Here is a 22,293-nt window from a genome sequence, read left to right as displayed (position 1 = left end):
TAACGCATTTTCATTGGGTCCCCATCGAGCAAGGAGGCTTTAGTATGGACCACGCAAATGTATATGCCTACGCAAATGCATATGCCTATGGATATTGGCCGATTGTGATTGGAAGCGTTTTATTTATGACGTTTCTCGTACTTATAGCATTTAAGCCCAAAACCAAAACAGATTGGAAGAATATGGGGGCTTTAAGTGCCTTTTTTGTTGCTCTGTTTACGGAAATGTATGGTTTTCCTTTAACTATATATTTATTGTCTTCTTGGTTGGGTGAGAGATACCCTGTGGCAGACCCGTTTTCACATTCCAACGGCCACCTGCTAAAGGTTTTCTTGGGTAACTCTCCTGTTGTTTCTTTCATTATTCATCCAGGCACCGACATTTTATTGCTCATAGCGTTACTATATATGCTGGATGGAAAAAGATCCATAAAGCACGGGGAGAATTGGTTACCGACGGAATATATAGATATGTCCGCCATCCTCAATATGCAGGATTTATGCTTATCATTGTTTCCTTTTTGATCCAGTGGCCTACCTTAATTACCTTAGTGATGGGACCACGTAGGAACCAGACACATCGGTCACCTCGGGCTCATTGGAAAGATTCGCAAACGAAAAATTTGATGCTTATTTTTAGTTTAGGGGGCCACCCCGTATTTTTTTGTACCCAAATAATCGATTTTTTATTGTCATTAATATACTTTCACAAGGTAAGAAGCCAAAATAATCCCATATTGCTAGCTAAAAAATACAGAGGAATTTCCAATTCTATTGCGAAATTAATTTAACAGTTCGTATTAAATACTTAATTGTCTAAAAGTACCTCTATAAGGAGGTGAAAGGGGGGAAGAGAGGAGATAATATTAGACTTTATATAAGATATTGTAAATTGTAGCACGTATTAAAGCTAAAGGAAGGAGGCGACTTATTTGGGTTTCTCTATTTTCACTATTAAACAGAAGCGATTATCCAAGCTAGCAGGCCTTTTATGTATATTTTTCATTCTATTATCTACAACTATTGGCTATGCTGGGGCTCTTACTTCGGGCGAGGCCCCGGGAGCACCTGGTAACCCATCATGGTGGGCTCCGACTACTAACTATTTTGTTGGTACAGCTAATAATTCTACTTCTAAAGTGTATTTTACAGGGTTTCAAGGAATTATAGGGGCAGTTTTCTGGCCCACGCCTGATACACCCAATACTACTGACTTGCAGTTCATGGTGGGCGATGCAGCGCATACGTGGGTGGATGAAGAAAAAGTAGATACTGACCACGTTGTTACCCTTGTAGATCCCAGGGCTTTAATTTGGAAGGTAACCAACACCGATAAAGATGGCAAGTATAAGATAGAGAAGATAATCTATACCGATCCTACACGGGATAGTCTAATTCAAGAGGTAACTTTTACCGCCCTTACGGGGACAGTGGGAGATTATCTTGTTTATGTACTTTATAATCCAACTATTTCCAATAGTGGAGACAATGATACAGGGCAAACAGTTGTAGTGAATGGGAAAACATACCTCCAAGCCTCCGATCCTAACGGCAGGACATCCGTATTAGGTACTTCCATCCCCTTCCAGAGTGGAATGCAGTCGAACGGTTTTGTCGGCGTGAGCGATGGCTGGACTGATCTTAAGGGTGGCACTGCTCCAGATTATACTATGAATTGGACCTATGACAGCGCGACTAATGGAAATGTAGCCCAGATGGCTTTACTTGATCTAGGGGAGCCAGCTGCTACTTCAGTATCTTTTAAAGTAGTATTAGGCTTTGGAGCCACTGCTACAGACGCTCAAAATGCAACTATAGGTACCTTGGGATCTGATTTTGCTACCCTAAAGTCTACTTACATTCAAGAATGGAATACTTGGTGTAATTCACTCGATTCCCTTGGAGGTACAGCTGATCAGCAGTACTATGTATAGCGGCTATGGTAATAAGGGCTAGCAAAGATAAAGCTAGCGGCGCTATTGTAGCTGGCCTTGGTAACCCCTGGGGTGACACCCAAGGGGATAGTAGTAATGGCGGGTATCATCTTGTGTGGGCTCGGGATCTATATAAGAAAGCTAGCGCATTGCTAGCTGCAGGAGATACAGTTACCCCTACTGAAGCAGTGGAATGGTTATTCACTAAACAACAAAAATCAGACGGGAGTTTCCCGCAAAACTCCTGGGTAGATGGTACACCTTACTGGACTGGGCAACAGCTCGATGAGACGGCCTTCCCCATCATGTTAGCTTATAAAGTGGGTAAGACTGATGCTACTTTTTATCTAAACGAAATCAAGCCAGCAGCGGATTATCTCCTCAAGTACGCACCCTACACTGGCCAGGAGAGATGGGAGGAAAATGCAGGATATTCCCCTGCCACCATCGCTGCTGTAGTGGCAGGTCTGGTGGCAGCTGGAAAAATCGCTGATCTTAATGGTTATACTGCTGACCGCGACCGGTATTATGAACGGGCTGATTATTTGCAAGGCCTTGTAGCTAACTGGACTTTCACCACCAGTGGCCCCTTAGGTGACGGGTGGTACTTCGAACGGATAGATGATTGGGGAGACCCTAATGATGGCCATACCATTAACATAGCTAATGGGGGAGGCTCTTGGGACGAGCGCTCCATTGTGGATACTAGTTTTACTGAGTTAGTGCGCCATGGAGTAAAGCCTTATAACGATCCTTATATCCAGCAATCCTTTGCAGAAACCGATGGGGCTATTAAACAGACCATTCCCGGCAAAGGGGATTATTGGTTCCGCTATCCGCACGATGGGTACGGCGAAAATGCAGATGGCTCTAACTATGATGGAGCAGGTATTGGTCGCCTGTGGCCTATCTTTACTGGTGAACGCGGCCATTATGTTATTGCCAGCGGGGGCGATGCCACCCCGTATTTGGATGCCATGCGAAATGCTGCTAACAGTGGTTATATGATCCCAGAACAAGTTTGGGATTTAAATGCACCGGCAGGGTATACACCAGGTACACCTACAAAATCTATGACACCGCTGGGCTGGTCAATGGCAGAATACGTTACCCTGGCCATTTCCAAATATTACGGTAAGATCGCTGACCAGCTAGATATTGTAAGGGACCGGTATGTAACCTATGCCTTCCAGCCCGACCCCCTTAAGGTTATAGACTGGGATCCAGCGAAGGCAACCCAGGGCAAGGCTCTTACAATTTACTACAATGGTAGCCTTAAAAATAGCGCTCAAGTAATCATGCATTGGGGCATTAACAATTGGGCAGCGGGAACCATTGCGGATAAAAAGATGATTAAGCGCAGTGATGGTATATGGGAGGTTACTATAAGCGTACCGACTAATGCTACCCAAATCGATATGGCCTTCACAGATGGCACTAACTGGGATAATAACGGAGGCGCAGACTATCACATCACGATTACTGCTCGCAGCTACAGTCCTTATATTACTCCTGTAGACATGTTCCCTAATCCACCAGTAAAAGGTCAGCCTGTTACGATTTACTATAAAGGTTTCCTGGCTAGCGACCCGGCTACCAGAAGTATTACTTTGCATTACGGGTTTGATGGATGGGCAGCAGGTACTATTAACGATGTTGCTATGAGTAAAAGAGCAGATGGTTTCTGGGAAGTTACCCTTACCATGCCTACGGATAGATATAAATTTGATTTTTGCTTTGTCAATAATGCAGGGACATGGGACAACAATGGTGGAGCCGATTGGCATTATGGGGTAACTCAAAAGTAAATGAGACAAAGGATGACAAGGGAGGGTAAGGAGCCCAGGGTTTAAATCCTGGGCTTCACTTTATGTGCACACATTTCCACAATACGGAACGTATGAAAGAGATAGTTTGCTTATTGGGAGAAGCGATGGGTTTATCACACGAAGAAATAGATAATCTCCGCCTCCTGGTGGACGTGCACGACATCGGCAAGCTGGTAGTGCCAGCCAGTATCTTATTAAAGCCTGGTCCTCTTACAGAAGAAGAATGGGAAGAAGTCCGGCGGCATCCTGAGGTGGGGTACCGTATTGCCCTCTCTTCCGGGGAGCTGGCCAGAGTAGCTCCTTATATTCTTCAGCACCATGAGCGGTGGGATGGGCGGGGTTATCCCCAAGGCTTGCGGGGAGAGCAAATTCACCTTTTGAGCCGCATCCTGGCTATAGCTGATGCTTATGATGCCATGACGTTAAAAAGGCCTTACCGCCTTCCCTTAACCCACGAGGAGGCCTTACAAGAACTTAAGAGATGTGCAGGAAGCCAATTTGATCCATACCTTGTTGAGATTTCGCTAAGAGTACTAAGTTTACATACTGCAAATTCTGCGCCGTAAAAGTTAGCAGGTTGGCATGACAAAACAACCTTAAATAGTAAGAAGGGAAAGGTTATCTATTGTATAAAATAAGCTAAACTTAAAGCCTCCTGTTATAACAGGAAGCTTTAAGTTTAGCTTATTTAAGCAACTTCTGCGCAATATATGATCAAAATTCACTCAAAAAAATTTTTATTGGTTGGCAGGAATCTGAAAAGAAAGTGCGAATATATGTATTAAAACTATAGGCGGAATTAAAGAATAATGTTTGAGGTAGGCTCAGATGAGTATTAATTCTTTGGCACGTCGAGAAGCAATATTAGAACTTCTTAAAGAATCTCCTTACCTTAGGGTAGAAGAGCTAGCTAGACGGCTTGGGGTATCAGAGGCTACAGTGAGACGCGATTTAGTAGTCCTTTCGAAAGAAAAGAAAATCGATCGTATAAGGGGCGGTGCCTCTCTCGCCTCTAAGCTAGAAGAGTGGGAGCCTTCTTTTACTAGCCGCCAGGGGCTCAATAGGGAAGAAAAGAAGGCCATTGCACGCTTGGCTATGCGGCTTATCAAGCCGGGAGAAGCTATAGCTTTAGATGTGGGGACTACCACCTTAGCCCTAGCCGAGGAAATTAGGAAGATCCCCCATTTAACCGTATTTACTAACGGCATCCCCATAGCAGAGGCTCTGGCAGGCTCTAGCGTATCAGTTTATCTTTTGGGTGGCCAGCTAAGAGACAGTGAGATGTCCCTTGTGGGAGCGCTGACCAGGCAAGCCATAGAAACTTTGCGCTTTGATCGTTTTTTCTTAAGCGCTGCGGGGGTCACCCTCAAAGAGGGATTTAGCGATTTCAATTTAGAAGAAGTAGAAATTAAAAAAGCCTTTATAAGCCGGGCGCGAGAAGTGATAGCCCTTGTTGATCACACCAAATTAGGACGGTCTTCAGTAGTTCCCATAGCTCCCCTGCAAGCAGCACACTTGCTTATTACTGATGAGGGAGCAGAACAGGAGCTAATCACGAGCTGGTCGAAGGCAGGAGTAAGGATAGAATTAGCTCCCCTGGGGGACTAGGCGAGGTGAAAAGTATGTCTGAGCTTGCCCTAGGTATCGATATAGGGACTACAGGTGTTAAAGCAGTTTTGATCGATAAAGAAGGGAATCTAATACGGGAAGTTAATAAACCCCATGACCTGATTTCCCTTAAATCTAGTTGGGCGGAAGAAGATACGGCAGCTTGGTATAAGAATGTAGTAACTGCTATTAAGGAGCTCCTGGCTAGTGGCATAGAAAGTAACCAAATTAAAAGCCTTGGCATAAGCGGCATGGTTCCTGCCTTGGTCCTCCTTAATGAAAAAGGGGAAGTCTTACGTTACTCTATCCAGCAGAATGATGCCCGGGCAGTAGAGGAGATCAAGCTCTTACAGCAAAGATTAGATCCACAGGAAGTATACCGTCGAACGGGTAGCTTTATAAACCAGCAACATGTAGGTCCCCGGCTTCTCTGGGTTAAAAGAAATGAACCTGACGTATGGAGGCGTTTACGCGCTGTCTGTGGTTCTTATGATTACCTCGTTTATCGGATAACTGGCAAGTTGTCACTTGAAATAAACTGGGCAGTGGAGAGCGGTCTTTTTGACATCTGGGAACAGGAGTGGATCCCTGAATTTTTGGAAGCGGCTGAGGTTCTAAGGGAATTTTTCCCACCTGTTAGGAGATCTTTGGAGATAGTAGGGGAAGTGAGCCCTTCCTTTGCTAAAGAGTCTGGCCTCCGGGCTGGAACACCGGTAATCGCTGGTAGTGCTGACCACGTGGCTTCTGCGCTGGCAGCTGGAGTCCGGGAAGAAGGGGATCTTCTGATTAAGTTCGGTGGAGCAGGGGATATCTTATACTGTATAGACGAGCTTAAAACTAATCCTCGATTATATATTGATTTTCATGTTATACCCGGTAAATTTTTGCTTAACGGTTGTATGGCTTCCAGCGGCTCGCTGGTGAAGTGGTTTGTGGTTAACGTGTTAGGGCAGGACGCTACTCCTGAAATATTAACGCAACTTGACCGGGAGGCAAAAAGAGTTCCTCCTGGGGCGGGTGGATTAATAGTATTACCCTACTTTTTAGGAGAAAAGACTCCCATCTTGGATCCCCTAGCGCGAGGAGTTTTCTTTGGACTAAGCCTTCATCATGGCCGGGGTCATATTTTTCGCGCTATCTTAGAGGCGGTCATCTTTGGCTTCCGGCATCACGTGGAAGTCTTGGAAGAGATGGGATGCAATATAAGACGGGTATTTGCTACCAATGGAGGGGTTAAAAGCCAGCTCTGGACTCAAATTGCGGCGGATATATTGGGGAGGGAGGTTAGGAGCTTTCCTGGACATCCAGGTTCAGCTCTAGGGGTAGCATTTCTGGCCGGCAAAAGTGCAGGCCTTTTTAAGACCTGGGAAGAAATTGAACTTTTCCTCCGCCACAGCCGCTGTTTTATTCCTGATGAGACACAAGTCAAGTTATACCAGAATGCTTATAGCGTTTATCGCAAACTATATGAAGACTTAAAATCAGATTTCCCTCTTCTACAACCCCTTCAGCATATAGAAGTAAAAAATTAGCTTAAAAAATCAGGAGGTAAAGCTAATGTTGGATAGCAAATTCTTAGAGGGCCAGGTGGCTTTAGTCACCGGTGCTGGTAAAGGTATAGGCCGGGCAATTGCTGAAGCCCTAGCCAGGGCAGGTGCCCGTGTGGGGTTAGGTGATATAGAATGGGAAGCCGTAGAGGAGGTGGCAGCCCAGATTAGGCAGGCAGGGGGCGAAGCCCTACCCTTGGCACTGGATGTCACTATAAAAGAAGCGTGCAGTAAGGCAGTAGAAAGCTTGGTAAATGAGTATGGACGGCTCGATATAGTCGTTAACAATGCCGGGGTTTCTACTATGAATTGGGTCAAGGACATGAGCGAAGAAGAATGGGACTTTAACTTCAAAGTAAACGCCAAGGGGGTGTTCCTGGTCTCCCAGGCAGCGTTGCCACAAATGATAAAGAGAAAACAGGGAAAAATCATCAACATAGCCTCTATGGCTGGCAAACGTGGTGTACCTTTGCTAGCTCATTATGCAGCTTCCAAATGGGCGGTGATCGGGTTTACTAAAAGCCTGGCTTTGGAAGTAGCTAAGTATGGCATTACTTGCAATGCTGTGTGCCCGGGTTACGTACGCACTTCCATGCAAGAAAGGGAACTAGTATGGGAAGCGCGCCTTAGGGGAATGACAGTGGAGGAGGTGAAGGCTGAATATATTCGCAATACTCCGCTGGGAAGGCTAGAGGAACCGGAAGATGTGGCGAAAGTGGTACTGTTTTTAGCTTCGCCCGCGGCTGATTTTATTACGGGTGAAGCCATAGATGTTACAGGCGGGGCAGATCTTATTTAGACTTATTCAAAAAGCTGCTTCATATAAAATACAAAAATACTACAATCTATTAAGTCTAAGTTTAAAATTCAACTATAAGAACGTAAAGGAGGCTAGAGATGAACTGGTTAGAATCAACTTTTGGCACTCTTAAGCCCATAATTGGCATGATCCATCTTAAACCCCTGCCGGGCAGCCCCCTGTACAATGAACAAGGCGGCTTACAGGAGATTATAGAAGCTGCCGAAGCAGATCTAGAAGCCCTCCAGGAAGGCGGAATTGATGGTGTAATGTTCTGCAATGAAAACGACAGGCCTTACATTTTAAGGGGAGATGCCGCTACTATCAGCGCTATGGTAAGGGTGGTTACTGAATTAAAGAAAAAGATATGCGTTCCCTATGGGGTAGATGTATTGTGGGATCCTGCTGGTGCGCTAGCTGTAGCTAATGCTGTGGGTGCCTACTTCATACGGGAGGTGTTTACCGGAGTTTACGCCAGCGATATGGGATTTTGGGATAACCGGGTGGGTGAATTCTTCCGTTACCGCAGGCTTATTGGTGCCGAACACATTAAACTTTTCTTCAATATCAATGCAGAGTTTGCGGCTCCCTTGGGTGTAGGACGTAGCGTTGTAGAGGTAGCACGCTCAGTAGCCTTTGCCTGCTTACCCGATGTTATTTGCGTTTCCGGTCCCATGACTGGATCTGCGGTAGAAGAGAGGCTACTCCGCGAGGTTAAGTCTACTGTAAGGGATATACCGGTATTTTTAAATACCGGCCTGCGCAAGGAAAATGCAGAAGAGCTACTTAAGCAAGCAGACGGTGCGATAGTAGGTTCAGGACTTAAGGTGGATGGTATTACCTGGAATCCAGTTGATCCCCGCCGGGTAAAGGAGTTAATGGAGGTTGTGCGGCGAGTACGTGGGGAGGCTTAAGAGCTGATGGCAGAGATTGCTGTTTCTCTGCAGAATATCAATAAAAGTTTTGGCTCCCTTCAGGTGTTACGTAATTTTACTCTTGATGTTAGAGAAGGGGAGTTTGTCTCTCTTCTTGGCCCTTCGGGATGTGGAAAGACTACAGTATTACGAATAATCGCCGGTTTTGAACAACCCGAGGAGGGGACTGTTTTAATAAATGGAAAAGATGTTAGCAAGATCCCTCCAGAAAAACGTAACATAGGTCTGGTTTTTCAAAATTATGCCCTTTTCCCTAACATGAATGTTTGGAGAAATATAGCTTTCCCCATGATTATTGCCCGCAAACCTCGTTCTGAAATAGAACGCAAGATAAAACAACTTTTGTCCATGGTCAAATTAGAAGAAAAAGGGCATCGCTATATTTGGCAACTTTCTGGTGGTGAACGACAAAGAGTGGCCTTGGCTAGAGCCTTGGCACGGGAACCCAAAGTACTACTGCTTGATGAACCTCTTTCAGCTTTAGATGCCAAAATCAGGGAGGAGCTGCGGTTAGAAATTAGACGGATTCAAAGAGAATTGGGGATTACAACTATTTATGTTTCCCATGATCAGGAAGAAGTGTTGGCCATCTCTGATAGAGTGGTAGTAATGCAAAATGGAGTGATTCAACAAGTTGGTTCTCCCTCAGAAATTTATTTCATGCCCAAGACTAGATTTGTAGCCAATTTTGTTGGAAACATCAATCTCTTAGAAGGAGAGGTGGTAGCTGGTAATATATTCCTTTGGCAAGGGCGAAAGCTTATTCTTAATGAAAGAGTGTCAGTAGTTACTGGGGAAAAGGCTCTCTTAGCCGTACGTCCTGAGCGAATTAGTATTTGTAAGGATAAAAAAGAAGTACCAGCGGGAGTGAATGTTATTGAGGGACAGGTGCAATTGACTACTTTTTTAGGTTCTCAAGTACGAATTATTCTTACTATAGATAACGGGATAGAACTTAAGGTCGACCTCCCTTCTCAATTAGGAACGGATTTTTTCCCAGGGGAAAGGGTAACTGCTTTCTTTCCACCAGATGTGGCTACTTTAATTACAGATTAAAATTAGTTAACAGGTTAAAAGGAGAAAACATTACTTATGGCGATACGATGGGGTTTTTCAGTACCTAGCGAAAAAGAAATTTTAGAGGGATGGATCCCTTCTTTAATGAAAAAAGGTTTTTCATGGTTGGAGATCAAGTCGCCAGAAGAAATAGATGAAGTAACGGATCCCTTAGGTAAAGCTGCTGTAGATTATATTGAAAATTTACTCCGAGAATTATCCTCCCAATATAACTTTGATATTTCAGTACATTGCCGTTTTGTTGGGCTTAATCTCTCCTCCCCTAATAAAGTTGTCCGACGTGCAACTATAAAAGCATTGAACCATGATTTAGAATTTGCCGCCAATATAGGAGCAAAATTAGTAGTACTTCACTTGGGTACTATTGACTGGTCTGACTTTCCATCGCCGGATTATCCATATATATCCCTCTTACAAGGAGAATTACAAAAGGTTAGAACTGATCATAAACAAGCTGCATTAGAAAGCATAGACGAATTGGCAAATTTTGCTATTAATCTAGGCATTAAGCTAACGATAGAAAATTTATATCGTCCTTGGGAGTTAATGAACTCTTCAGATGAGATAATGGCTTTCCTCAAAGATCTAAATAATCCCAACGTAGGAGTTACTTTGGACTTTGGCCACAGTTTATTGGCAGGAGAAGATCCCCAAGCTTTTATTGAAAAATTAGAGGGGTTAATTTGGCATACCCATCTTCACACTAATGATGGCAAATATGATTTGCACCTCCCGTTAATCAAATTATCCCGAGAATACCGCGAAGCCCTAAAGAAATTATGGTTAATGAACCCTAATACAGTCTTCTTGTTAGAACTTCCTAGGAGTAATACAGAAGAATACCTTAGTAGCTTAACTACCTTAAGAAAGTGGTGGGAAGAAGAATGCTTAAGGAACTAGGGAGGTGATTAAAAAAATAAGGGTTTTATTCGATTATTTTGGGTGTAGTAAGACGGTAAAGACTAAAATTAGGATTAAAGGAGGTATTTAAATGTTTAAGGTTTTCTTTGGTAAACGTATCTATTTGGTTGTAATAGTTTTGCTGATAGGTATTTTGATAAATGGTTGTGGCGGGCAGCAATCTAAGGTTGAAGGAAAAAAAGAACAGTTGAAACTTCCTCCAGAACTTGACACACCAATCATTAAAGAATTAGCCCAGAAAGCTAAGGCCGAAGGAGGAGTAATTAATAGTTATGGAATGCCTGATACATGGGCCAACTATGGAGAGATTTATAAAGAGTTTGAACGGTTATTTGGGATTAAACATCAAGATATTGATATGGGGAGTACAGTTGTCCTGTCCCGTATGACGGAAGAGAATGCTTCTAAGAATGATGTAGCAGATCTAAAGCCTTCGCTAGCCGAGGAATTAGCCAAGCGGGGTTTGACATCTGAGTATAAGCCAGCAGGATGGGACAAAATACCTGAAGGGCAAAAGGGAGTTGGAAGAGATGGCAGTGTTTGGCAGGCTGCTTATAAAGGGACCATTGGTTGGATTGTGAATACGAAACTTGTCAAGAAAATACCAAGAACTTGGAGAGAGCTGGATAGTGATGAGTATAAAGGACTTTTAGCTTATCTCGATCCTCGCGCTACAGGAACAGGTATTAATACTGTTGAAGCTGCTTCCCTGGCTATGAGTGGAAATCCATACAATTACAAGGCTGGTATAGAGTTTCTTGCTCGGCTTCATAAACGCGGTGTGGTGGCTTCTGTAGATCCCAAAGTTACTGTTTCTAAATTTCAGCGTGGAGAAGTAGGAATCCTGATTAATTTTGATTACAATCTTTTAAAATGGCGGGATGAATTAGGAGTCCCTAGTGAAATTGTAATCCCATCGGATGGCACTGTTACCAGCGGTGGCTCGGTTATAATGGCTCGCAATGCCCCGCATCCTAATACAGCTAAACTATTCATGGAATTTCTCTTCTCCAAATATGGGCAGCAACTTTATGCAGGGGGCTATGTTACTCCTATAAGGCCAGATGTAGAACTTCCTCCTGAACTAGCTAAGAAGTTCCCTCCTAAAGAAGCCTACAGTAAGGCAATATTTATTGATTACCAAAAAGAAAGCTCTGTGTCCGATCAAATTCCTCAGGCTTGGGCTACGGCTGTAGGGCAATAGGCCTGCTCAACTGTAACCGTTAAGGAGCTGCATAAATAGGGGGGCCAGTTCATTTAAAAACTGGCCCCCGCAAGGAGGTTACCAAAACTTATGAGAGTTACCTTACAAGGGCTAAACTTAATTGAGCATATTTTTCTTCTTCCTATAGGCGTTTTCTTAGGGCTTTTTATACTTTTCCCGCTGGGAAATGTCCTTGTACGTAGCTTCATAGATAATAATACAGGGAGCCTTACTCTAGTTAATTACTACAATATACTTACTTCACCCCAATACCTAAATGCGATTAAAAATAGCCTTCTTTTTTCTATTGCTACCACATTAGTAGGAGCAGTGGCCGGGACCTTTATTGCTTTTGTTATCACCAAATTTCCCCAAAGGATGAAGAGTATTATAATGTCCCTTTTCTCTATTCCCATGACTCTTTCTGGATTAGTGGTTGCCTTCGCTTTTATTGTATTATTGGGGCGCAATGGGATTTTTAATATAATTTTAAAACTACTTAGGTTACCCGGTGGTTGGCAATTTGACCTTTATACTTGGGTAGGTCTTGTAGTAGTTTATTCGTTTTTTGAAGTACCATTGATGACTTTAGTGATGTCAGCTGCCATGGAGAACCTTGATGTTAGTCTTATAGAAGCAGGGAGAAGCTTGGGGGCCAAGGGGTGGCAATTATGGAGATACATTATCATTCCAGTATTATTACCAGGATTTCTTGGTGGTATTTCTATTCTCTTTGCAGGAATGATGGGGGCTTTCGGTACTGCCTTAGCTTTAACAGGGATGGAAAAAAACCTATTATCTTTACAAATTTATTCCCATACTTCGGAAAGTAATTTTAATATTCCCCAGGCAGATGCTTTAGCTGTAGTGTTAGCAATATTTATAGCCGTTATTCTAATTCTTATTTCGAGTTTAGAACGTCGTTTGCAGCCAGGGAGGGGTAAATCTTAATGCAAAGACGATTAAACCAAGCCATTTTCTTTCTTCTCCTAGCATTTATTATTATCCCTTTGGTAGTCCCAGTAATATATTCATTTAGTCTCTTTTGGCAGGGGCTCTGGCCAGAAGGATTTACTCTAAAATGGTATCAATTGATATTGAGTGATCCTAAATATAAACCAGCAGCAATAGTTTCTTTGATTGTAGCTAGTTCTGCTGTTCTTCTTAATATATTTATTTCAGTTCCAGCTGCTTATACTGTTACCCGCCTTAAAGGGTTCTTAGGTAATTTTATCGATACCACTTTTCAGGTTCTTCCATTAGTGATTCCACCGTTAATTGTTGGGTTAGCTTTGCTCCAGTCTTTCACTAGAGAACCTTTAGCCCTTACGGGTACAGTTTATATAGTAATTATAGCTCATACGCTTTTAGGGTTTCCATTTATGTTTCGAAGTGTTCTTGCTAGCTTCAGGACTATAGATGAGCGCATTTTGTCGGAAGCAGCTGCCAGTTTGGGCGCTTCACTTTGGCAGCGATTATGGTATGTGGTGATTCCTAATGTGATGCCCGGTATTCTGAGTGGTTCCCTATTAGTATTTGCTATATCGATGGGAGAATTTGAAGTAACCAGTATGGTAGCGGGGTTTAAAGCCCAAACCTTTCCTCTAGTCTTATTCCAACAGCTCCGCAATGATATGAGAATAGCTAGTGCTGTTTCAGCAATCCTAGTTTATATTTCAGTGGCCTCATTTTTGTTGATTAACTACATTAGCAGCAAGATTAAAAGCTCGACTTAAATAAAATTAAGTAACCCCTCTCTTTTACATAACGTCCCTATAAAAAGTAATTAGCAAAAGATGTAAGGAGTGGAACTAGAAAACATGAAACTTACGACTGAAGTGCTGGTAATTGGAAGTGGCATTACTGGTGCTGGCATCTTATGGGATCTCTCTCTTAGAGGTATAGATGCAATTTTAGTCGAGCAGTATGATCCTGCCTATGGAGCAACTGGCCGGTGTCATGGCCTCTTACATAGCGGGTGCCGCTATCTGATTCAGGATAGTGACGTAGCCTTAGAGTGTTACCGTGAGAACCAAATTTTACGGCGGATTGCGGGGAAGGCGATTGAAAATACCGGGGGCTATTTTGTATATCTTCCCGGTGACGATTATGAATACCTAAAACAGTGGGTAAAAGTTGCCAGACGCCTTAAAATACCCGTTGAAGAGATAGGGGTTCATGAAGCCAGGCAGAAGGAGCCTTTACTTTCGGAACGCATCAGTAGAGTGTTCTGGGTCCCCGATGCGGTTGTTGATCCTTTCGAACTAGTATGGATGAATATCCGAGGTGCTGTGCAAAGAGGGGCCAGAGTACTCAATCAAACCCGGGTCATTCAGTTAGTTATCGAAGGCGAAAGGGTTAGAGGTGCCATACTTGAAAATACACAAACTGGCGAGAAATACAAGGTTGAAGCTCAAATTGTTGTAAATGCAGCTGGAAGCTGGGCTGCCAAGATTGCTGCTATGGCAGGTATTCACCTTAATATGGCTTATGGTAGAGGGACCATATTGGTATTCGCCCAGCGATTAACTGCGAGAGTGATTAACCGTTTGCGCTATCCAGGAGACGGGGACATCTTGGTCCCGGCAGGTTCTATTAGCTTATTTGGTACTACTGATGTTCCCACGAGCGATCCTGACGATCTGTGTCCTACTGCAGAAGAAATAAAATATCTCCTCGCTCTGGGGGACGACCTGATACCTGGCTTAACGCAAAGAAGAATTTTGCGGGCCTATGCTGGTATACGGCCACTATATAGTGGTATAAATAGCGACATTTCAGGAAGAGAAGTTCCTCGGGAATTTGCAGTGCTGGATCACGGGAGAATTGACCATCTGAAGGGCTTTTTCTCCATAGTGGGGGGGAAATTAACTACTTACAGGCTTATGGCAGAACAGGCGGTCGATTTGATAGCGCGTGAACTAGGGATTTCCAAGCCTTGTACTACAATGGAAGAGCCATTACCAGAACCAGTAATTACTTTACCACACCTTCCAATGGGGGATTCTTCCTTAATCTGTGAGTGTGAACAGTTACGGAAGAAAACTTCCAAAAAGCTATTAAAGAGATCGATATTACGCCTGGTAACGTAAGAAAAAGGACACGGTTAGGGATGGGGCCCTGTCAAGGAACATTTTGCATCTGGCGTGGGGCACTTCATCTTTACCGTCAACAAGTAGTCAATTATGAGGCATGCTTGAATTTTATCGAAAGAACGATAGAAGAGCGCTGGAAGGGGAACAAATATGTGCTATGGGGTGACCAAGCTAGGCAAATAGAAATAATGCGGGGTATTTACGGGGGTAATTTTAGATTGGGTGGAGAGTAGTAATGAGATACGACATAGTTGTAATTGGTAGTGGCCTAGCGGGTATGACGGCTGCCCTATGGAGCTTACGTCAAGGTAAAAAAACAATAGTTATTTCTGCGGGAGAAAGTGCCCTTTTTTGGCAGACAGGTTGTATTGATCTTTGCGGGCTAGATGATGACCCATGGAAAGCAATAAAAAGACTAGTCCAAGAAAGACCAGATCATCCCTATTCTTTAGTAAGCGAGGAAGATATACGCGAGGCACTTAAATTTTTTGTTCAGGAGATTAGGAATGAGTGCCCATATAATAACCCTTCGGGCAGCCGAAACTCCTGGGTACCTACTGCTACAGGAGATTTCCGTCCTACTTACCTATTACCTGAAAGTCAAGAGGTAGGAGCTAAAAGAGATTACCGGGTACTGGCAATAGATTTTAAAGGTTTTCGGGATTTTAGTGCTCAGCTAATGGTAACAGGAATAAATACGAGGGGTTATCAATGGCAAGTAGCCGAAGTAGAAATAGGCTATGGCAAAAACAATTTTAGCAGTCTCGACCTGGCTGTATATCTGGACAAAGAATGGCCAGAGCTACTAAAGCAGGTAAAACCATTTATTAATAATAAAATTACCAGCGTTGCTTTCCCTGCAGTATTAGGGTTGCGTCACCACCTATTTATAAAACGTAAAATGGAAGAAATTCTTAGGGTTCCAATATTCGAAGTTCCCACCCTTCCGCCGTCTGTCCCCGGAGTCCGCTTGAGAGAGGCCCTTTTTACGCGATTGCGCCAACTGGGGGGAGAAATTCTTTTAGGCTTTCCTGTAGAAGAAGCTAAAGTGGCAGGAGATTATTGCTATGGCGTGTTGGTTAATACTCCCGGTAGGCCGCGGCTCATACAGGGAGAAAGTTATGTTCTAGCTACTGGAGGTATTGCAGGTGGTGGTCTTTTATTAGAACAAACCAGGGTAAAAGAGGTGATCTTTGGATTTCCAGTTACTCAAAACCCAGGTAATTGGACTAACGAGCGGTGTCTAGGATATACAAGTCACGGGTTTGCTAAATGTGGGATAAGGGTAAATAATAAGTTACAACCTTTAAGCTCGAACGGAGAAGTGCTTCTAAGAAACGTTTTTTGTGCTGGCAGAATACTGGCGGGGTACGACCCCTTTGTTGAAGCAAATGGTGGAGGAGTAGCCATTGCTACAGGATACAAAGCAGCCTTAGAAGCTGGAAGGGCGAATAAAAGATGAGTTATTTAGTTAATCTAATTGACCGGTGCCTTAAATGCAGCGCATGCTTAGAAGTCTGTCCGGTCGTACAGCACACAAAGATCTTTCCAGGGCCCAAATATGCTGGCCCTGAGGTAGCTCGGTTATTAAGGCCAGGAATGGTCGAAGATACAGTGGACTGGTGTCTTAATTGTAAAAGATGCGAGCTAAAGTGCCCTAACGGAGTAGAGATAACCCAGCTAATAATAAAAGTCAAAGAAGCAAGCGTAAAAGCCAAAAACCATTACTGGCGCGACCTAATATTAGGCTATCCCCACCTTTCAGGTTTTTGGGGTACTGCTTTTGCAGGACTAGCTAATACCTTGTTGACAAGTAGATTAGGGAAAAAGCTTTTAGATAAGGTACTAGCAATTTCGCCTGAACGCCCATTTCCACACTACTCCCGCCAGTCCTTTTTACACTGGAGCCGTTCACTCAAGTCACTAAACAAGGAAAAAGTGGCATATTTTGTAGGTTGCTATGCGAATTATTATGAGCCTAGTATTGGTAAAGCCCTGGTTAATTTGATGGAGCTTCTCGGAATAAGTGTCATAGTTCCTCAACAGGTGTGCTGTGGCATACCACTTTTGACTAACGGTTTCCGCGCACAGGCTCACAGGCTGTTTAGAAAGAATATAGAAAACCTTTTACCTTTAGTGCAGGCTGGATTTAAAGTCATCTGCACCTGTCCTACGTGCGGTCTGGCCTTTAAAAAAGTCTATTTGGACGAATTAGGAACCCAAGAAGCTGAACTGGTAGCTAAGGCAACTTATGATTATGCGGAATATCTGGAAGCGTATAGCTCACGGTTACACCATTTCTTACATCCTTTACCTCAAAGATTAGCTTACCATACACCTTGCCACACTATGGCTCAGGGTATAGGGACTCCCAGTTATTCTTTAGTAAGCCTTATTCCGGGACTTAAGGTAAAGCTGATAGATAGCGGGTGCTGTGGCCTTTCTGGTACCTTTGGCTTTAAGAAAGAGAAACATTATCTTTCAATGGCCATTGGCAATTCTCTATTTAACGCCATTGGTCAACTGGCACCTGAGGGAGTGGTTACTGATTGTGGCTCCTGTGCTATGCAAATCAGTTTTGGAACTGGCCAGAGAGTGCAACATCCCCTGATGATCATTTGGGGTTCAGTCCAAAAGAAGAATTAACCCTAATGGCTTAAAAGGCAGAAAAATTTTGGGAGGTCAGAGTATGTTATTTAATGCGGTCACCAGTTTAACAGGGGGACTGGCCCTTTTCCTCTTTGGTATGCACATGATTAGTGGGGGCCTTCAGAAAGCAGCATCCCGCCAAGTACAGTATATCCTGGGGAGGGTAACTAAAAATCGAGTTTATGGTATGCTGGCAGGGCTACTGGTTACCATTTTTCTGCAGACCAGTGCTGTTACTACAGTACTCTTAGTTAGCTTTGTCAATGCCGGCCTCATGAGCTTGGGCCAGGCACTGGGAGTGATATTAGGGGCAGCTATAGGTTCTACTTTAACAGCCCAACTTATAGCCTTTCGGTTGAGTGACTATGCTTTATGGGCTGTAGTTGTTGGACTTATACCTTATCTCTTTTCCCAGCGTTTTCGGTGGAGACATTTGGGAGAAGCTCTGATAGGCTTCGGCCTTATCTTTTACGGGGCAGCAGTTATGGGCGAGGCTGCTATACCATTGCGTTCTATGCCAGGCTTTATCCACCTTTTAGACCATTTAGCTTCTCATCCCTGGCTCATGACTATAGTTGCTACCCTTTTTACCGCTTTTGTACAAGTAAGTGCGGCTACTGTAGTAGTAGCTATGACGCTGGCGGCCCAAGGGGTTTTGCCCCTATATGGAGCATTAGCCGTAGTACTGGGCGCTAATCTGGGGACTACTGCCACTGCCCTTATATCTAGCTTGGCCCTATCGCGGGAAGCAAAGCGTGTAGCAGTAGCCCATTTCCTATTTAAGCTAGGGGGAGTAATTATTTTTCTGACCTTTTTAAGACTTTATACCTGGCTGGCGCAAGCAACCTCGCCGGACATAGCCCGGCAAGTTGCCAATGGCCATACTTTGTTTAACGTGATTAATATGCTTATCTTCCTTCCTTTTACTACCTGGGTAGGGCAACTGACAATAAAGCTACTACCTGACGCGCCAGAAGAAGAGAAAGTAGCTAAATATCTTGATCCTTCAGTTGTAGAGGTACCAGAAATAGCGTTAGCCAACGTTTCCCGGGAACTTTTACGCATGGCTAATATTATAAAGCAAGAAATGTTTCCTCGTGTCATGCGGCCTTTAGCTGAGCGAGAAGTTGATTTATTATTGAAACTTAAACGGCTGGACAATATTTTGGATTACTTATACCAAGCGATAGCCCGGTACTTGGTGCGCATACCCGAGGAGAACCTGGGGGAAGACCAATTAATATCCAAAATTAAACTGCTTTATATAGCTAACGACCTGGAACACATAGGGGATGTGCTGGTAGAGATGGCGCACCAGTGGCAGAAAATAGAGGCCAGTGGAGTGGAATTTTCACCGGAGGGCCAGGCGGAACTACAAGAGATGTTTAAAAAGGTCCAGGAAAATTTTGTTGGGGCAATGGAAGCTTTTGCCGCTAATGACGAGGTGGCGGCAGCGCAGATTATTCGCCGCCGTCCTGAGATCTTACGACTAGAAAAAGACTTGCGATGTTCCCATTTTCAGAGGTTGCAACAAGAAAATCGCTTTAGCTTGGAGACTACTTCTGTCCATATGGAGCTCATTAATCAGTTTTTACGCCTCAACATGCATAGTGTAAGTATTGCCGAGGCAGTGATGGGTATTATTTAAGGGATCTCGGGCTCCTTAGTGTAGATGTTCCATAACGTTTGGCTTTTTGTGAACCTGACACTGACACGGAAGAAAATAGTTGGAGGCGTTAGCAGGATAACTTTTTAAAAGGGCTTGGGTTACCTTTCCCCGGAAAAGTAGTTAAAAAAAACCGCCTGGAAGGTTCAATAAGGAAGCGGTGAGGCCCTATGCCTTACCGCTTCGGCTTTTTTCTTAGCTTAACTAAATCGTTAAACCAACCGGTTTAAGAGTTGACCTGGCGGTAGTAGGAGAGCCCAGAGGCTGGTAGTGTTTAAGAGGCCCCACCAATTGTAAGAGGAAAGATAGGTGGTATTAAGCTGCGGCAAAGGATTAGCAAAGCTACTTAAAGGGCTGGTGAAGACCTGGTGGGCTTTAAGTCCAGCTGTCACAGCTAAGCCGTTGATACCACTGAAGGCAGTTTCTACCAGTCCCAAGTTATTCTGGAGGGCGCTGGTAAGGGCAGTCTGGTTTACAGCTAGAGTGCCGTCCGGATTCTGGGTAATGCCTATGGCAGTGAGGTTCGCGGCCTGATAGCTGTAGCTTTGTTTTAAGCTAAAAAGAAGCTCAGGATTTATATACTGCGAATTTTGCGCTGTAAAGGTTACCAAGTTGTTATAGGCTGTCACGAAATTATTAATGGCGTTGCTTATGGCTTGGATATTAGGAGTAACTGTAATAGTGGCGTTAGTTACCGTGCCCAAGAGATTTAAGCGCAGTTTTCGATTGTCCAGGTATATGGTGTTGCTTTGAGAGGTATAGGGTACACCATTAAGAGTGTAGCTGGCATTGGCGGCGGCAACGGAAACCGTGTTAGCCCCGGTATAAGCTACTGCGTTGCCGGTCACATCGGTTAAGGTAAAGGCATTACTAGTACCAGTATTATTAGCGGTTAAAACCAGGCGGCTGGTACCAGCTACAATATCGGTAGCTACTTGGGCGGTAACTGGAGCGCCCGAGGCATTTATGGCCTGGGCCATATTGTTGAGGACAGTCTGGTTGGTATCCCCTGCGTTAACGGTAAAGGATATGGTGTAGGTCTTCCCACCTACCTGAAGGGTAAAGGTATAGGTGCCTGCCGCCAGCCCAGCAGCCGACGTGCTGGATAAACTTAGGCCTAAGTTTTGCTGGGCGGTGGCGATCTGGCTTATACTTATAGCATAGGTAGCTAGAGTGGCGCCCGGTTCAGCCTGGGCGGTAACGGCATTGGGAGCGGATGAGGTGGCAGCTCTCTGCAAGAAGACATTATTGTTGGTGCTAAGCTGCAAGGGTTGGGAAGCCTCCCAAAGTTGGCGGGCATAGTTGCTTAGAGAAGTTAGAGTACTAGCTAAAAGGGAAGACTGCTGCCGGGTCCAGTTATTTACCCATAAGGCTTCTTGGCCTACAGGGATAGGGTTTATTGCCTGGTAAGGATAAGAGGGAGCCAGCGGATTTAAAAGATAACCTGCTAGCCAATAATTAGGATACCAATAGCTGCCATATATTGGGTTTACCATACGGATTTCTCCTTAAATTTATTAAAGAATTGCTTCAAGATTATTATATCGCCTATAAACATCTAAAGTAAAGATTTTCCTTGGGTGCTTTTAAGTTTGGAAGGAGAATAGCAAAAGAAGGAGAATCATATCAAAATCAGACTAAGAAAGGAAGGATATTGTTTTGCGTATTCTTGTTACTGGTGGTGCCGGGTTTATCGGATCCCAATATAGTATACTTTAGTTGCCCAGGGGCATGAAGTTACTATCTTTACTGTTTCGCGCAGGTGCGATTGTAGTAAAGCCTGGCGGGAGCTGGGCTGGCGGGCGGAGGTGAACCTTGAAGAAGGTCTTAAATACACGGTCCAAAGTCTAAAAACGAAATAGGTTAAAGGAATATAAAGGATTTTTTAGGGTTTTGTCGAATAAAGATTTTGCGGAGGGAAGAGTTAAGAATGGCTAATGTAGTGCTTAAGAATGTCTGGAAGAAATTTGGCCAAGTGGTAGCCGTCAAGGATTTTAATCTCGAGATTCAGGACGGCGAGTTTGTGGTCTTGGTAGGTCCTTCAGGATGCGGTAAGACTACCACTTTGCGCATGGTGGCTGGCCTGGAAGATATAACCCAAGGCGAGATATACATTGGAGAACGGTTAGTAAATGATGTCCCACCTAAAGACCGGGATATCGCCATGGTCTTCCAGAATTACGCTTTATATCCCCATATGAACGTGTTTGATAATATGGCCTTCGGCCTCAAGATGAGGAAGGTTCCCAAACCGGAGATAAAGAGAAGGGTGGAAGAAGTAGCCAAGCTTTTAGGAATAGAACACCTCTTGCACCGTAAGCCTAAGGAGTTGTCTGGTGGTCAGCGGCAGAGGGTGGCTTTAGGCCGGGCTATAGTACGGGAGCCCAAAGTGTTCTTGATGGATGAGCCCCTTTCCAACTTGGATGCCAAACTCCGGGTGCAGATGAGGGCGGAGCTCACCCGGCTCCAGCAGAGGTTGGGGGTAACAACTATATATGTTACCCATGACCAGGTAGAAGCCATGACCATGGGCCACCGGATAGTTGTCATGAAGGACGGTGTCATCCAGCAAATAGACACACCCATGGGCTTATACGAGCGGCCAGCTAACATGTTTGTAGCTGGATTTATTGGCTCTCCGCCCATGAATTTCTTACCTGTAGTGGTCGAGCAGGATCAGGGGACTCTAAAAGTTAAGGGAGACGGTTTCAGCTTCCCCCTCCCGCAAGGTATAGAAAAGAAGCTTAAGGCTCCTGGAAAGGAATTGATTTTAGGCCTACGGCCAGAGGATATAACGGTAGATCAGGCTTTACGGGAGAAAAAGCCCGAGTGGGTCTTTACAGTCAAGGCCGAAGTAGTGGAACCTTTAGGGGCGGAAGGGCTGCTCTACTTTAGTGTAGGCCAGCAATCCGTCACCGCCAGGCTACCAGGAGCAAGCCTCCCTAGGGTAGGAGATACAGTCCCTCTAGTTTTTAATCTAGATCGGGCCCACTTCTTTGAGAAGGAATCCGGAAAAGCGGTAGCCTAGGG

At 44.3% G+C, this 22,293-nt stretch carries 21 protein-coding genes; 20 read left to right on the top strand and 1 reads right to left on the bottom strand.

Features of this window, described 5'->3' with window-relative positions; translation table 11 throughout:
• Positions 1 to 44 precede the first annotated feature (44 nt).
• The 19 genes from B9A14_RS17475 (at position 45) to B9A14_RS11000 (ending at position 19,245) form a co-directional block, all read left to right on the top strand.
• Positions 45 to 524: a hypothetical protein gene (locus B9A14_RS17475; RefSeq protein ID WP_172838997.1), complete on the top strand. Its 480-nt coding sequence runs from the start codon at positions 45 to 47 to the stop codon at positions 522 to 524.
• Positions 446 to 790: a methyltransferase family protein gene (locus tag B9A14_RS18295; RefSeq protein WP_172839137.1), complete on the top strand. Its 345-nt coding sequence runs from the start codon at positions 446 to 448 to the stop codon at positions 788 to 790. The genes B9A14_RS17475 and B9A14_RS18295 overlap by 79 nt, the downstream gene beginning before the upstream one ends.
• 141 nt (positions 791 to 931) lie before the next feature.
• Positions 932 to 1,933, top strand: coding sequence for a hypothetical protein (locus tag B9A14_RS11075; RefSeq protein WP_084665752.1), 1,002 nt, complete (start codon positions 932 to 934; stop codon positions 1,931 to 1,933).
• Between the two features lie 5 nt (positions 1,934 to 1,938).
• On the top strand, positions 1,939 to 3,741 hold the full coding sequence (locus B9A14_RS11070) for a glycoside hydrolase family 15 protein (protein WP_084665751.1): 1,803 nt from the start codon (positions 1,939 to 1,941) through the stop codon (positions 3,739 to 3,741).
• 62 nt (positions 3,742 to 3,803) lie between these two features.
• Entirely contained in the window at positions 3,804 to 4,328 is a 525-nt protein-coding gene (locus B9A14_RS11065) for an HD domain-containing phosphohydrolase (protein ID WP_084665750.1), read from the top strand.
• A gap of 262 nt (positions 4,329 to 4,590) precedes the next feature.
• Positions 4,591 to 5,370 (top strand): DeoR/GlpR family DNA-binding transcription regulator, encoded by a 780-nt coding sequence (locus B9A14_RS11060; protein WP_084665749.1) that lies wholly within the window; start codon positions 4,591 to 4,593, stop codon positions 5,368 to 5,370.
• 14 nt (positions 5,371 to 5,384) lie between these two features.
• On the top strand, positions 5,385 to 6,902 hold the full coding sequence (locus tag B9A14_RS11055; RefSeq protein ID WP_084667117.1) for an FGGY-family carbohydrate kinase: 1,518 nt from the start codon (positions 5,385 to 5,387) through the stop codon (positions 6,900 to 6,902).
• A gap of 25 nt (positions 6,903 to 6,927) precedes the next feature.
• A complete protein-coding gene (locus B9A14_RS11050; RefSeq protein WP_084665748.1) occupies positions 6,928 to 7,716 on the top strand; it encodes an SDR family NAD(P)-dependent oxidoreductase in 789 nt (262 codons plus the stop codon).
• Between the two features lie 98 nt (positions 7,717 to 7,814).
• Entirely contained in the window at positions 7,815 to 8,630 is an 816-nt protein-coding gene (locus B9A14_RS11045) for a BtpA/SgcQ family protein (protein ID WP_084665747.1), read from the top strand.
• A gap of 6 nt (positions 8,631 to 8,636) precedes the next feature.
• Positions 8,637 to 9,707 (top strand): ABC transporter ATP-binding protein, encoded by a 1,071-nt coding sequence (locus tag B9A14_RS11040; protein WP_084665746.1) that lies wholly within the window; start codon positions 8,637 to 8,639, stop codon positions 9,705 to 9,707.
• 36 nt (positions 9,708 to 9,743) lie between these two features.
• Positions 9,744 to 10,628 carry a sugar phosphate isomerase/epimerase family protein gene (locus B9A14_RS11035; RefSeq protein ID WP_157109935.1) on the top strand — a complete coding sequence of 295 codons (885 nt, stop codon included), beginning with the start codon at positions 9,744 to 9,746 and terminating at the stop codon, positions 10,626 to 10,628.
• A gap of 91 nt (positions 10,629 to 10,719) precedes the next feature.
• On the top strand, positions 10,720 to 11,853 hold the full coding sequence (locus B9A14_RS11030) for an ABC transporter substrate-binding protein (protein WP_084665745.1): 1,134 nt from the start codon (positions 10,720 to 10,722) through the stop codon (positions 11,851 to 11,853).
• A gap of 90 nt (positions 11,854 to 11,943) precedes the next feature.
• A complete protein-coding gene (locus B9A14_RS11025; protein ID WP_084665744.1) occupies positions 11,944 to 12,804 on the top strand; it encodes an ABC transporter permease in 861 nt (286 codons plus the stop codon).
• Positions 12,804 to 13,589, top strand: a complete 786-nt coding sequence (locus B9A14_RS11020; RefSeq protein ID WP_084665743.1) for an ABC transporter permease — start codon at positions 12,804 to 12,806, stop codon at positions 13,587 to 13,589. Before B9A14_RS11025 ends, B9A14_RS11020 begins: the two co-directional genes overlap by 1 nt.
• 84 nt (positions 13,590 to 13,673) lie before the next feature.
• On the top strand, positions 13,674 to 14,945 hold the full coding sequence (locus B9A14_RS11015) for an FAD-dependent oxidoreductase (RefSeq protein ID WP_084665742.1): 1,272 nt from the start codon (positions 13,674 to 13,676) through the stop codon (positions 14,943 to 14,945).
• Between the two features lie 20 nt (positions 14,946 to 14,965).
• Positions 14,966 to 15,181, top strand: coding sequence for a hypothetical protein (locus B9A14_RS17260; protein ID WP_157109934.1), 216 nt, complete (start codon positions 14,966 to 14,968; stop codon positions 15,179 to 15,181).
• 2 nt (positions 15,182 to 15,183) lie between these two features.
• Entirely contained in the window at positions 15,184 to 16,410 is a 1,227-nt protein-coding gene (gene glpB, locus B9A14_RS11010) for an anaerobic glycerol-3-phosphate dehydrogenase subunit GlpB (protein WP_084665741.1), read from the top strand.
• Positions 16,407 to 17,594 (top strand): anaerobic glycerol-3-phosphate dehydrogenase subunit C, encoded by a 1,188-nt coding sequence (locus tag B9A14_RS11005; protein ID WP_084665740.1) that lies wholly within the window; start codon positions 16,407 to 16,409, stop codon positions 17,592 to 17,594. Before glpB ends, B9A14_RS11005 begins: the two co-directional genes overlap by 4 nt.
• A gap of 43 nt (positions 17,595 to 17,637) precedes the next feature.
• Positions 17,638 to 19,245, top strand: a complete 1,608-nt coding sequence (locus B9A14_RS11000) for a Na/Pi cotransporter family protein (protein ID WP_084665739.1) — start codon at positions 17,638 to 17,640, stop codon at positions 19,243 to 19,245.
• A gap of 230 nt (positions 19,246 to 19,475) precedes the next feature.
• Here the strand turns inward: B9A14_RS11000 and fliD are convergent, their stop codons facing one another.
• Positions 19,476 to 20,759 (bottom strand): flagellar filament capping protein FliD, encoded by a 1,284-nt coding sequence (fliD, locus tag B9A14_RS10995; RefSeq protein ID WP_084665738.1) that lies wholly within the window; start codon positions 20,757 to 20,759, stop codon positions 19,476 to 19,478.
• A gap of 434 nt (positions 20,760 to 21,193) precedes the next feature.
• On the opposite strand from fliD, the gene B9A14_RS10990 reads away from it, so the two are divergent.
• Positions 21,194 to 22,291, top strand: a complete 1,098-nt coding sequence (locus tag B9A14_RS10990) for an ABC transporter ATP-binding protein (RefSeq protein WP_084665737.1) — start codon at positions 21,194 to 21,196, stop codon at positions 22,289 to 22,291.
• Positions 22,292 to 22,293: the final 2 nt, after the last annotated feature.

It is taken from the genome of Thermanaeromonas toyohensis ToBE, assembly GCF_900176005.1.
Classification (GTDB): domain Bacteria; phylum Bacillota; class DSM-521; order Neomoorellales; family Neomoorellaceae; genus Thermanaeromonas; species Thermanaeromonas toyohensis.
This window is presented reverse-complemented; position numbering and strand designations above follow the sequence as displayed.